This window comes from Dorea acetigenes, from assembly GCF_025567385.1.
Classification (GTDB): domain Bacteria; phylum Bacillota; class Clostridia; order Lachnospirales; family Lachnospiraceae; genus Claveliimonas; species Claveliimonas acetigenes.
Window position 1 is genome coordinate 1 of sequence record NZ_JAOQJU010000013.1, and the last position, 13,484, is coordinate 13,484.

At 43.9% G+C, this 13,484-nt stretch carries 8 protein-coding genes and 1 pseudogene; 2 read left to right on the forward strand and 7 right to left on the reverse strand.

Translation table 11 applies throughout. The features are described 5' to 3' along the window. Together OCV99_RS10905 and OCV99_RS10910 are read left to right on the forward strand one after the other, a co-directional pair. Nucleotides 1–189 (forward strand): hypothetical protein (locus OCV99_RS10905; RefSeq protein WP_262575449.1); only part of this gene is annotated, 189 nt, incomplete at its 5' end. A gap of 88 nt (nt 190–277) precedes the next feature. Next, entirely contained in the window at nt 278–1,432 is a 1,155-nt protein-coding gene (locus OCV99_RS10910; RefSeq protein ID WP_262575451.1) for an AraC family transcriptional regulator, read from the forward strand. 223 nt (nt 1,433–1,655) lie between these two features. Here OCV99_RS10910 and OCV99_RS10915 read toward each other — a convergent pair. From OCV99_RS10915 to OCV99_RS10945, 7 genes and pseudogenes are all read right to left on the reverse strand, one after another. Further along, nucleotides 1,656–2,537: pseudogene (locus OCV99_RS10915) on the reverse strand (Fic family protein); the annotation flags it as partial. Nucleotides 2,538–2,833: 296 nt separating this feature from the next. Beyond that, nucleotides 2,834–4,303: a tetratricopeptide repeat protein gene (locus OCV99_RS10920; protein ID WP_158370552.1), complete on the reverse strand. Its 1,470-nt coding sequence runs from the start codon at nt 4,301–4,303 to the stop codon at nt 2,834–2,836. A 32-nt stretch (nt 4,304–4,335) separates the two neighbouring features. Next, complete coding sequence (locus OCV99_RS10925; RefSeq protein ID WP_158370554.1) at nt 4,336–4,920, reverse strand: hypothetical protein; 585 nt, start codon at nt 4,918–4,920, stop codon at nt 4,336–4,338. A 12-nt stretch (nt 4,921–4,932) separates the two neighbouring features. Then, nucleotides 4,933–8,994: an AAA family ATPase gene (locus OCV99_RS10930; RefSeq protein ID WP_158370556.1), complete on the reverse strand. Its 4,062-nt coding sequence runs from the start codon at nt 8,992–8,994 to the stop codon at nt 4,933–4,935. A 14-nt stretch (nt 8,995–9,008) separates the two neighbouring features. Next, nucleotides 9,009–10,514, reverse strand: coding sequence for an Hsp70 family protein (locus OCV99_RS10935; RefSeq protein WP_158370558.1), 1,506 nt, complete (start codon nt 10,512–10,514; stop codon nt 9,009–9,011). A 113-nt stretch (nt 10,515–10,627) separates the two neighbouring features. Beyond that, nucleotides 10,628–11,923 (reverse strand): hypothetical protein, encoded by a 1,296-nt coding sequence (locus tag OCV99_RS10940; protein WP_158370560.1) that lies wholly within the window; start codon nt 11,921–11,923, stop codon nt 10,628–10,630. Beyond that, nucleotides 11,908–13,395 (reverse strand): serine/threonine-protein kinase, encoded by a 1,488-nt coding sequence (locus OCV99_RS10945; protein WP_227193167.1) that lies wholly within the window; start codon nt 13,393–13,395, stop codon nt 11,908–11,910. The genes OCV99_RS10940 and OCV99_RS10945 overlap by 16 nt, the downstream gene beginning before the upstream one ends. Between the last annotated feature and the right edge of the window lie 89 nt (nt 13,396–13,484).

Sequence of the window (13,484 nt, forward strand, 5' to 3'; positions counted from 1 at the left end):
TGGTGGACACCGCCAAAAGCTAATATATCTGCAATTTTCAAGGTTCCGATGGAGCCATTTTTTCAGCTCCATTTTTTCATAGACTACTTTACACTACCCCTTTTTTTGAATGCATTCATTGAAGAGACTATAGCATTTTTATACCAAAAGGAATATGGCAGGATTTGTCTTTTCATTGTCTTTTTATGATATTTGCCAAAAATATTGCTTTTTCCCAAAAATAATTTTAACATATTATATAAATACAATATTTTATATCATCCAGAAGGAGAACGCTATGAAAAAACCAGCTTCCGTCACAGATATCGGCAGCGTCCGTTCCGTTTTATATGCAAACTATGAAAAAAATCAGACAACCATGCCTTTTCCTAAGGCTCTCTCCCTTGCGCTTCTATCCGAAACCCGCAAGACAGATACCTTTTGTTACCCGGAATATTCCGGTTTCTTATCCTGCAAGGATTTTTGGGATTATGTGGGGCGGATTCCTGTCTTTCAAACAACACATCCGTCGCCAATCTCCCACCCTCAGAATATTACCGGCAGATTCGGCAATTTTTACCTGCAGGAAGATTCTTTGTTCACAGAAGGAATGGACATTAATGTCTATACCCATCTTCCTTTCGTAAATGATGGTTTTCACACGCACGATCATTTTGAACTAAATTATATCTATCATGGAAATGGAGATTTTTACTTCGAGGATGAACATCTGACCCTAAAAGAAGGAGCTTTCCTGATAATTGCACCGGATTCCCCTCACAATATCCGGGCATTTAAAGACGATTTCATCATTTCTATCATGGTAAGGAAATCCACCTTTAATAGCCTTTTCTGGTCGCTGCTTAGTAAAGACACTTTATTGTCCGCTTTTTTCAGAAACGCTCTAAAACAAAACAATGAAAAAAATTACATGATTTTCCAAACAGAAAACGAATGGCTTCTGCAAAATTACCTGCAGAATCTATTTGCCGAACTTGGCATGAAGGATGCTTTCTATAACCATAATATGACATCCATCCTGTTGTTATTTTTTTCCACACTTTTAAGAAACCACAGCGACACAGCGCACTTTTATAACTGTCAGCAGTTATCCGGCGAGCACTGCGATTTTAATCTACTTTCTCAATATATAAGGCAAAATTACAACACCATCACGCTAAAAGATGTCGCAGAGAAGTTCCATTACAGTGAATCTTTTTTTAGCAAGCTGATAAAGAAGAATTTTGGTGTTTCTTTTTCTGTACTTATCCGCGACCTTCGCCTGTCCCATGCGCACGAATTGCTCCGGCACAGCAGCTACACGCTCAGAGAAATCTGCGATATTGTGGGCTATCAGTCTGTCAGCGCTTTCAGCCGCTCTTATAAAAAGCGTTACGGAACTTCTCCGGGCAGTCATTCACAATCCACAGCTGATTCTTTCCCACGTTCATAATTTGTTCATTTATCTTTTAAAAATCTTTCATTTCTTCAACACCATTTCTTCACAGCTGTCACGTATACTATAACCATCAAAAGAAAACGACGACTTAGTAGATAATACTTTTTGAATAAACTTTTTCATAATACATGCCGGGAACCGCATAAAGCGGTTACCCGGCATCCTCCCTTTATCAGCATTCCCGACGTTCTGTCCGTTACTCAAACTGATTATCCGTTTTTGAATTTATATTTTCCTTTTCCGAAAGCACACTTTCAATGTCTACTTTTTCAGCATTCAAAAGTCCACTTATATGCAAATCTCTGTTATGAAGTTCGTTGTTCTCATTCAAAAGCAGATTTCTAAGGAACACTTCCAAATATTCCGTGGTTTCGTGAATACCTTTTTGTAAATTAGTATAATTGGCACGAACCAGTGCGTTTCTGAAATACCACGCATTTTCCGCAAAAATATCATTGGTTGCGGAGAAGCCAAGCGTTCTGAGATATTTGATAAAGAATACCGCCGTCGTCCTTGTATTGCCCTCTCCAAAAATATGGATTTGCCAAAGTCTTGAAACAAACACTGCAAGATGATGTATAATTTCATCCATTGAAAGTCCTTTATAACTAAAGTCTTTTTCCTGTGAAAAGTCATATTCAAGAGTTGCTCTAAGTTCCGAAGCACTACCGTATATTACGGTTGCACCGTCAAGCACCCATTCTTTCTTTGTGATATTATAGTCTCTGATTTTTCCGGCGTGCTTATATATTCCGTGAAAGAGTTTGCGATGGATAGAAATATACTCATTTGGGGAGAATGAAAATGCAGCTTCGGAAAGTATCAGTGCAATACGAGAAGAAACCTTATCTGCTTCTTCTGTGCGTTCCTCATCCGGCAAATGCACAGGGCGTTCCTCATAATAGCTGTCAATAAGGCTCTGTGCTTCTTTCATCGTGATTTTGCCTTCAATGTTTTGAATAGCAGTATCTATCAAATATTTTGACGGTTTGAGTCCATCCACAGCCTGAAGTCCGATTGCAGTACTCCAAGCGTAACCTTTTCCTGCTTTGTCAGGCTCTGATTCTCTCAAATATTCCTTAAATGGGTCTTTTTCCATTTTCGCTACCTCGCTTCACAAATATGTGCCTATCGTTACCATTCACAGCCGATTTGAAATTCAATATGGATTCGCCGTGCTTGCACGTAAGAAGATATATTGAATTTCAAATCCGGCCTGTGGAGCAGTCACCCCACCCATATAAGCAGTCTTAGCTCCGTCAGGAGCGGGACTGGAGCATCGAAGATGCGACGAGTGCGCATGTTGGTGGGGTGCTGTGAATGGTAACTGCCTATCTATAATTCCATATTAATTTTACTACAAGCCTTGCTCTGGTTTCCCCACACAAAAGTACATTATTTCATTTTAAATACACTCTTTACCGCACTTCCAATTGCCCATCCGATTATAATCGGTACGAAGAACGCAATAAAGCTCTTCACCGCAAACTGTTTCAGATATTCTGTCGCCGTATGCCATACATAAATATGCCATACTGTCATTGCTACTGCTACCCACGGCACAAGGGAACTTATTTTTTTAGCAAATTTTTTACGGGAATGGACTGCTCCGATGGTTGTCAGCGCTGCTGCAACTACCAGAAGTTCCATTGCAAAAATTCCGTTAATCGTTAAAAATCCTCCGCTTGACGCCCATTCCGTCAGCGTCTGCCATGGAATAATCAATTTCTCGGGAGCCATTGGTATCTTGGAAAAAAAGGATACCATAGTTGTGTAATTCGGGTGCAGCCCCCAGAACATATAAACAAAACTTACCACGTACAATACATTTCCCATAAGGGAAAGTATCGTCGGCAATGTTCCTGCATTCTTCGCTTTGTTAAGCCGCTTTCTTTTCTCTTCCAGTTCTTTTTTCTTCTTCTGATACTGATCTTTTTCATAAGAACCCTGTACAAGATTGGCTCCTCTGTCACAATATGCCATTGCTCTTGTAAGCCACTGGGTATTCATGCCATCCTGCAGGCTCAGCTCAATGTACTTATCGATTGCCGCCTGATAATTCTGTTCCGCCGCCTTTTCCATATAAGACATTCCGGTCTTAGTATTTGTATTGTCCGACGTTCCGCTGCCGCTTGCCAGCATTAATACCGCATAAGCATACTGCGCATCCGGGTTACCTCCATCCGCCGCACTCTTATACCAGAATTCCGCCCGGTCTTTGTTGACGGCAGTTCCCTCACCTTTCTCATACATCCTGGCAAGCATCAACTGTGCAACCGGATGTTTTTTCTTCTCGCCCAGTTCAGTAAATTGCTGAAAAGCTCTCTTATAATCGCCCTTCTGGTAATTCTGAAGCGCCGCTGAAAGCGCGGTCTGCTGCGGATCCGCCTGATCGCCTTTCCTCGCAGCCTGCTGTACATCCTTCCGGTCGTCTTGCTTTGCGGTCTGCTGTGCATCCTTCCGCTCACCGTTTTTCACCGTCTGCTGTGTATCTTTCTTCTGCTCCGGCTTCGCTTTTTCTTCCGGTTTCTGCTGTGCACGGTTTTTCATCTTTTCGATGTCTTTCTTCAATGCTTCATTCTTTTCTTTTTTCGGCTGTGCCTTCTTCTCTTTCTTTTCCGTCTTTTCAGCTTCCGGACCATCAACGATAATTGCCGTCTGAATTGCATTCAATTCTTCCTTCACGGATTCTGTTGCTTTCTCGATTTTAGATAGAATCTGCTTCAGCTCTTCCTCTCTTTTCGAGTCATTGACATTCTCCAACCGTTCAAAATACTCCAGTTGTTTTTCCTCCAACTGTTCCAATATGGCCGCCAAGCCATCCTCCGTATGAACTCCGATTGATTCCAAAAATTTTTTGTCCATCTTCCTTTCCTCTCCTTCCTGCTGCCTCTCCACTATAACGCTGTATTGGGAATTTCTACTACTTCGCCATCATACATAACGACCCGACAACAATTTGTATATACTTCTACACATTTGCAATCCGGATATTTATTGAACGCAATTCTTCCATGCTCATATCCTTCCGGCATTGCTTCATCTATTTTAAAATGCTCAAGAATGCTTCCTTCCGGCGTAATAGCATGGCAGTCGCATCCTGAAATATAGCATTTAGACAGAACGCCCAACATAATGGAACTCATCTCGATCTCAATCTGCGCAAATTCTTCCAGAAAAATAGCCCGTATCTGTTCCAAAATATCTTCATCGGACATTTCTTCAAATTCTTCCGCCTCATCTTCATCCATATTTTCTTTCAGCATCTCGATAATTTCTTCGTCCGTTGAGCTCAGCATATCCATTAATTCAAACATCGCCAGATATTCCTGTGATCTGGGCTGACGCAGAAGTCTCTCTGCATCATTAAGCTCCGCCATAGAAAAGTTAAACCGTCTTGTCACACTGCCTGTCTGTACCTGTTCCTGCTCTTTTGCTTTCTGAGTCTGAGCCTGTTCTCTCTGTTTTGTCAAATCTTCCATAGCGCTTCTCCTTTACTGAAAATCTTCTCTGGTTATCGTAGAGACCATATCTTTATCCAGCTCTATATGCTCCCGCATCATACGGGCAAGCCTTACATTCCTATTCTCAATAACCTTATCTACAATATTGCGCACGCCGCGCGCATTTCCAAAGTCTCTGCCTTTTGATTTCTCCGCAAGATATTCTCTTGCCGTCGGTTCCGCGCCTTCTTCCAGTACTGCCGCTCTCTTGTGCAGCATCCCCTGGAAAATGGAATACAGCTCATCCGCCGTATAATCCTCAAATACAAGTTCCGTTGACAGCCTGCTCTTTAGTCCCTGATTTGTATCCAGAAACCGATCCATCTCGCCCGAATATCCGGCAACAATCAGCATCAGGTCATCCCGGTAATTTTCAATATCCGCTACCAACGTATCAATCGCTTCTTTTCCAAAGTCACCGGCTCCGCCGCTGCTCAGCGTATACGCCTCATCAATAAATAGAATCCCGCCTCTGGCTTCTTTTACTTTAGCTTTTACTTTTGCTGCGGTCTGGCCTACATATTCGGCCACCAGATCACTGCGTCCGCACTCTACCAGATGTCCGCTGGGAAGCACGCCCAGTGCCTTGTAAATCTTGCCAATGATTCTCGCTACCGTCGTCTTTCCGGTTCCTGCATTTCCCTTAAATACCATATGGAGCGTGCCAAAGCCCTGCGCCGGAAGTCCCATTTCTTTAAGCTTCTGATTCACCAGTACGGAATCCATCATCTTCTGCACCTTTTCCTTCACAGAAGCAAGCCCTGTCAGAGACTGAAGCTCTTCCATCAATTCTTCCACAGAAACTGTATGTTCCCTTTCCCCGCCAAGTCCTTCCAGATCCTCTTTCAGAATCCTCTGATAGTCTTCCTCCGTAAGCTCTCTTCCGTTTCGCATCCATTCTGCAATCCGAATATTTCTCTGCTCTACGATCTTATCCAGAATATTGCGTACACCTCTGGCATTTCCAAAATCAGGCATTGCAGACTGTTTTTGGATGACACTGCGGATCAGCGCGTCCATATTTTCCTCCAGAATCAGTCCTCTGGATCTGCACATTCCTCTGAAGATTGACAAAAGTTCCTCCACAGAATAATCTTCAAATATAATTTCATTGGCAAAACGGCTCTTTAATCCCTGATTCATCGCCAGCAGCTGCTCCATGTCTGCTGAATATCCTGCAATGATTACCATCAGGTCATCCCTGTAATTCTCAATATCCGCCACAAGTGTATCCAGGGCTTCCTTTCCGGCCGTATCATTCTGATCCCTGCAAAGGGTATATGCCTCATCAATGAACAGGATACCGCCCATTGCCTGCTTTACCTTTTCCTTCACTTTAATCGCTGTCTCGCCCATATACTGGCTTACCAGATCACTTCTGCCGCATTCCACGAAGACTTCTCCTCTTGGCAGGATTCCCAGCCTCTTGTATATCTGCCCGATAATTCTTGCCACCGTGGTCTTTCCGGTTCCCGCATTTCCTTTAAATACCAGATGAAGTGTACCGTAGCCTTGCGTGCTCAGCCCTTTTTCCTTCTGTGCTTTGACAATCATGGTACTGTCAATCATGGCAGAAACTTTCTTCTTCACACTGTTAAGCCCTGTCAGACTATTTAACTGTGCTTTCAGCTCTTCTATCGTTGATTCACTCTCCTCACTTGTGACTCCGGTAATATCTTCTTTTTTAATAATCATATAATCATTTTTGCTGACATTCACGCCTTCCATCATCAGGCGGACCAGCCTGTCATTCTGGTTCTGAACCACCTCATCCACTACATTCCGCACACCTCTGGCATTGCCAAAGTCAGGAACCCGTGATTTTTCATTCAGAAGATTCTGAATCTCCTTCTCCAGGCCAATATCCAGATGCAGACCTTTCCCTTTTACCATCTGGGCAAAAATCGCCGTCATTTCTTCTATCGTATAATCAGCAAAATGTATCTCTGTCGCAAGTCGGCTTCGCAGTCCCTGGTTCTTGTTCAGAAACTTATCCATATCCGCCGAATAACCCGCCAGAATCACTACCAGATTATCCCGGTAGTTTTCAATATCCGCTACCAGCGCGTCAATTGCTTCCTGTCCGAAGGAATCATTGTCATCTTTGCAAAGCGTGTAAGCCTCATCGATAAAAAGAATACCTCCCATCGCCTGCTTTACCTTCTCCTGCACCAGCTTTGCCGTTTTACCGACAAATTCTGACACCAGATCTCTTCTGGTACACTCAATCAGCGTTCCATTGGGAAGAATTCCCAGGTTCTTGTAAATCTTTCCGATGATTCTTGCCACCGTGGTCTTTCCGGTTCCCGCATTTCCCTTGAAAACCATATGCATTGTGCCAAATCCCGTCTTACGCTGAACACCGGATTCTGCCGCCTTCTTCTGAATCAGAACCGTATTAACCATCTTGTGAACCTGGTCTTTGACCTCCTGAAGTCCCGTCATATCATCCAACTGGCGCAACAGCTCTTCTACAGTCTCAGTTTCCTCACCCGTCTCAAAATCCTCCGCCAGTATCAACACCAGATCCTCGTCCTTCAGATGCCGCTTCTTAGACACTCGCTTTGCCATATGCAGGGCGGCCTCGCCCAGAATTTCTTCTACCGTCCGGGTATATTCAAATCCCGGCTGCTTCATCTCCCTCTCCAACAGCTTCTGAAGCCCCAGAGCGGCTTCCTCACTGATAATATAAGATTGTTTCTCCGCAATTCTTTTGGCAATCTCACACAACTCCGTCAAAGAATATCCTTTCAGATCCACCCGGTTCATAAAACAATCTTCAAAATTATACTTCACCTTCAGAAGTTTATCCGTATCATTCTTATCTCCGGTGATAATCACCGCAACATTTCCATTCGCTTCCCGAATTGCTTTCTCAATCTGTGTCACGGCATCCATTCCGGGGGCGGAAGGATTGTCGCTATAGAATTCCTGAATATTCTCAATCAGGATGACTCCGCCCATGGAATTCTCAAAAGTATCCTTAATATTGTTAAATGTCTCATCGGCTGTATTCGCCACCAGCTTCGTATAATCCGTCTCTGTAACGGTTTTACTGCTTAATACGCCAAAATCATACAACACGCCGGCAATCACATGCGCCGCCTCAGTCTTCCCGGTTCCCCGTTCTCCACACACAATGAAATTACTGTTTACCGCGCTGTGTGCAAAGCCCTTCTTCAGGCGGGCCTTCTGGAACTGCAGCAGGCGGTACAGATTATTTAGTTCCCCGGCCAACTCCTTCATACCGACAATCTCTTCCATATGCTTCTCAATCGGCTTTGGCAGTGTATCTTCTTCTTTTTTCTTTTTCTTCTGCATTCCCAGGACATCCGCCAGCGATTTCCTGCTTTTTACCGCAGGAGCATCCTCTTCTGACGACTTTTCTAACGGTCTTTCTGAAGGCTTTTCTAACGGTTTTTCTTCCGTCGGCTTTTCTTCTTTCAGATGCTTATAGACGCCGCTGGCTTCCCAGATATCCTGTTTCAGGAAATCCTTTGCCTTCCCATCGCCAATCGCGTCCAGAAACCGTTTGGCATATTCCACGCTTTCTCCATTCTGAAACAGACGAATCAGCTTCTTACACAATTTGGACGCTTTCTTTTCTTCTCCTGCCTCCACATAATCCGCCGCAAGATAGAGCATATAGTTCTCATCTTCCTGCTCATCTAAAAATGCCTGAATATCTTCTATCTGTTTCTGAAGTGGTTTCTTCTCTATATGTCCCAGCTCATAGACGGCCGCGCGGTAATAATAACCTGTGTATCCCGCCTCTTCCATCTGTTTTAAAATATCCTGTATCTTCTGATAATCATGGTTGCCAAAACATACATCTATCAGAAAGCCATAGGCTTCCTCTGATGGCTCCAGATCGCAGTATTTCCGATACCACGCTATACTCTTTGTATAACTTCTGAGATTTTCATATGCCTCTGCCACAGCAAACACGATGTCCGGCGACGTCTGGCTTTCCGGTGTCTCAGTCTTAGCCAGCCTGGCTATCTCCCTGTAATTATTTTCTCTTTTATATTTAATGATTAATGTCTCATCCATGGCGCAATTCCTTGTTAGTTTACTTCATAATCTGCAATAAGTCCCGTCAGCTTCGCTATATCTGCCTCACTCAGATTCGCTTGCCGCTCAAAAGAAAATTCCTTTTCAAACTGTGCCGACGGAATGTTTAAAAATACATGAATCAGCTGTGACGCATCCAACTGAAGCTTAATCTCAATCTTGGTTCCCTTTTTCAATCCCTCCGGCAGCGCAAGATAAGTTGTGCTGATAATCGTAACATCAGTAAGCTCTACAAATTCACCCTCTGTCACCGACAGTTCAATTCCCTTCTGTCCGTCCACAGCCGTCCGGAATGTATTCGTAACGCTTGCCGGAATTGCAGAATTGCGGTGAATCTGAATGGAGTTAATCTTCTTGCTGGTCTTGGCATCCAGAGTGACAATTCCGATACTGTGAGAGCAGACATCCTGTATTGTCTTTTTCTTACTTCCGGATTTTTTCGTTGTAATCTCTCCGTAAAGAGCGGCGCCCAGGCCGACCACCTCATCCGGGTTCACCTCCCTGGACGGTTCAAAACCTACCAGCTTCTCAAGCTTTTCTTTGATATAAGGGATACGGCTGGAGCCTCCCGCTAGAATCACTTTATCAAGATCTGAAAAATCAAGTCCTGCATCTTTCATCGCTTTCTTTACCACGAATTCTGACCGCTGATACAGCTTACCGACAATCTTCTCCAGAAATTCTCTGGTAATCTCAACATTCTCCCGGACCTTGCCCGCGCGAACTGCAATATAAGCTTTCTGCTGATTGCTCAGTTGGATTTTCACCTTCTCAGCCCGCTCATACAGCTCCTGATAGGCATCCAGATACTCTTCATCCTCCAGATCCACATCATATTTATCATCAATATATTCACACACATAATCTACAATATCCTGATCAAAGAATCTGCCGCCGACCTTAGAAAGTCCGCCCGTACTCTTCACAACGATATCTTCACCTTCAATATGTATAATCGTAACGTCAAAGGTGCCGCCGCCCAAATCATATACCAACACATTCGCATTCTTAAGCTTTGTCTGATGTGCATAATAAAGAGCCGCAGCCGTAGGCTCATTGAGAATTCCCAGAAGATTCAGTCCCGCGATGGTTGCCGCATCTTCCGTCGCCTTTCGCTGGGCATCTGTAAAATACGCAGGAATGGTAACTACCACATCTTTGATAGGTTCCTCAGGGTTCAGATAGATATTGGCATCACCGACAATCTTCTTTAAAATAAAACTGGAAATCACTTCCGGCGTATATTTCTCACCATATGTAGATTCAAAGACCTGCTTCTTCCCCATATAATTTTTCACTGCCGAAACCACATTCTCCGGACAGATAATACTGTTATCCTTTGCCGCCTGGCCGACAACGACAGAATTTTTATTTTCAAAATACACCACCGATGGCGTAACATTATTTCCTTCGGTATTAATAATCACCTTCGGTTCTCCATTTTCTGCAATGTAACTTCCCACAGAATATGTCGTCCCGAGATCTATTCCCAAAAACATAGAATTCACTCCTTCGTCAATAACTTCAGTCCCTCAACCACTAATTTATATTATACTTTGCACGAAAAAAACTGTCAATTTCTTTAATTAATACAAAGAAAAAAGAATCCCGCCTACTCACGAAATTCTTTTTTTCTGATTTTTACCATCCCGGCTCCCATAAAAATGCTTGCTGCCGCTGCTCCCACCGCCAAAAGCAGCTTCCTGCCTTGTCCTGAATATCCTTCGTCTTCCTCTGTAACCCTGAATAAAATGCTCTTCTCTGCCCGGTTTCCCGCCTTATCCTCCGCCAGCACAAATATCTCCCACTCTCCCGGCTCACTTATCTGATATTCCCACACATTCCGGCCGCCGTCAGCCTGCATCTCTTCTCCGTTAATCAAAACCTGCTCCAGTTTGTCCGCCGGATTTCTGAGCTTCACCTGAACCACCGCAGACTCCTTATAGGCCGCCCCTTCTTCAATTCCCGAAACCAGAATTTCAGGCGGCGTACGGTCTATAATAAATTCCACATTCTCTTCTGTCTGATTCCCCGCCAGATCTTCTGCCGTAATCCGAAGCCTGTGCATCCCCTCTTCGGTCACTTTCTCCCCACAGCGATAGAGTTTATCATCAAGCTGCATTTCGCAGGTACAGCTTGTGGCATCTTTCATATACTGCCCCACCGGAGAGGAAAGACAGAATTGGCGCATGTATTTTCCATTCAGATCCTTAATTTTCATAATCACCGGAGCCGTCCTGTCAATAATTACCTGCGTATCCGCCCTGCTCTCCTGTCCTGCCCTATCTACAGCATACATCTCTATGCGGTATACCCCTTCCTGTTCCAATGTTTTTACCTGGCTCTTTCTTCCGCCCGTTTCTTTCCAATCTTCGGCGGATAGATAACTCTCGTTTCCCTCCACGTCCTTCCATAATATGGAAACCTCCCATGTATCCAGTTCACAATTATCTTCTGCCAGAAATGTAAGCTCCACTTTACCGGCCGAGGCCATACGATGATCCGCTCCCAGTATCTGCGTCCGGGGCGGTTCCTGATCCAGGCGGATTTCCAGCACCTGCTCCTCATAACGCTCTCCTTCCCTATCCTCCATCCACACAGTCAATACATTCTTCTCTCCTTTAAACTCTTCATGAAGGCTAATCTTCTCCTGGTTTTTCAGTCTTCCTTCCACATAACCGCCATTCCCGTTAGCAAGCCTGTATTCGGTATACACCCTGTCGTCCCGATTCTGTATAACCACTTCCGGCAAGGATGTATAATAATGATAATTCTTGTAAGAATCCGTACAATATAAAATATATTTTCCAAGCGGCGTCTCTTCAACGGCAAATAATTTCTGCTGCCGGTACAGTGCCAGAAGAACCAGCAATAACAGGAAAAGCCTCTTTTTTATCTCCCCACCCATACCTGTTCTCCTTCTATTCTTATCTCATATTCCTGCTGAAGCTTTTTAAATTCTTCACTTTCCGCCAGTTCCGGTATCTCGTTCAGACATTTTTTAATCGTCTCTGCACAAATCTGGCGGTCAATGGAGCTTTCTGCACATTGCAGCCTGATAAGAAGATTCGCAAGTTCCGGCGTCCCCGTCTCTTCCAGTCCCGCTTTGCAGCTTGCAATCGCTTCATTTACTTTGTCCAGCTTGTCGTATAATACTGCAATTTTATGAAACAGCTTCACCCGTTCCTGCGGTTCTTCTTCCATCGCAAGCAGTTCACTGTACTGTTGTACGGCAGATTCCCATTCTGCTGTTTTATCATAAGCCGACGCCAGAGCCTTTTTTAAGTATTTTTCCTTCTCATGCCCTGTATCCGATGCCTTCCATTCTTCCATAGCGATACACTTCCCGGCAAGCCTTATCTTTGCATCTTCCGCATCCTCGTTATCCAGAATCTCATATCCTTTCAATATACTCAGATAATAACGAATATCTCCTTCGGCCTTTTCCTCCGGCAGTTCTTCCTCTATCCGGGCAAGAAGCTGCTCCAATTCCCGGTCCGGCCTCCCGGTCTCCGGATTCAACAGAAATTCACACAGCAAGGCATAATCGGATGCCAATCCGCTTTCTTCCAGCCGCCCAAAAATCTCCCTGCTTTTTTGGTAATCTTTCATCTCCCAAAAATAAAGAAGTCCCATATCAAAAATCATCGTCTCATAATTCTGCAAAAAATTCTCATCTTCCTTCTGAGTCTTGTTTTCCCGAACTTTTGTCTCTGCCGGATGTTCCCTGTATACTTCTTTCTTTTCTTTCAGAAAAAAGGCTGCTCCGGCAATTATGACTACCAGTGCCGCTATATACAGCAAATATCTCTTCTTTTCTTTTTTCTCTCTTTTTCCTGGAAAATGTTCTGATATTTCCCGAACTGTGTGATATCTCTTTTTAGAATTCTTATTCAGACACCGCGAAATGAATTTCCGAAAGGATGCCGCTTCCCGCCCGGACAGCGGCGGCTCAGCTTCTGCCGTTGAAAGCATATATTGGAACGTCCTGCCAAGACCATATATATCTTCCTCAACGCTTGCCTTCTGATAATATTGATTCTCCGGGGACAAAAAGTTTTCCCTTATTCCCCGTCTCTGCATCTTAAGAAGAAGCTCTTCCTGCCTTCTGCTTCCCAGATCCAGCAAATGTACTTTTCCCTCTTCATCGACGATCATACTGTACGGATTCACGTATTGATAACAGGGATTCCCTCTTACCTTGTGAAAACACGCCAGATTACCAATCATCTCCTGCATCCAGCGATATAACTGTTCCTTTGGAACGCAGGAATGATGCTTCAGCCACAGCAGCATCGGCTCTCCCCGAATATAATCCGTGCCGACATAGCATCTCTCTCCCCTTGTAACAAATTTTAACACCTCATATTCTTTGGACAAAAAATCACCTCGATTCAAAATTACATAACTTTTTCTTTATGTTAATCGAATCGAGGTGAAAAATCAAGCTCTTTTTTGTTACAATTTTG

Excerpts from the sequence above, each read along its gene's own strand:
- OCV99_RS10910 (WP_262575451.1), top strand. The coding sequence starts at position 278 with ATGAAAAAACCAGCTTCCGTCACAGATATCGGCAGCGTCCGTTCCGTT.
- OCV99_RS10920 (WP_158370552.1), bottom strand. The coding sequence starts at position 4,303 with ATGGACAAAAAATTTTTGGAATCAATCGGAGTTCATACGGAGGATGGC.
- OCV99_RS10925 (WP_158370554.1), bottom strand. The coding sequence starts at position 4,920 with ATGGAAGATTTGACAAAACAGAGAGAACAGGCTCAGACTCAGAAAGCA.
- OCV99_RS10930 (WP_158370556.1), bottom strand. The coding sequence starts at position 8,994 with ATGGATGAGACATTAATCATTAAATATAAAAGAGAAAATAATTACAGG.
- OCV99_RS10935 (WP_158370558.1), bottom strand. The coding sequence starts at position 10,514 with ATGTTTTTGGGAATAGATCTCGGGACGACATATTCTGTGGGAAGTTAC.
- OCV99_RS10940 (WP_158370560.1), bottom strand. The coding sequence starts at position 11,923 with ATGGGTGGGGAGATAAAAAAGAGGCTTTTCCTGTTATTGCTGGTTCTT.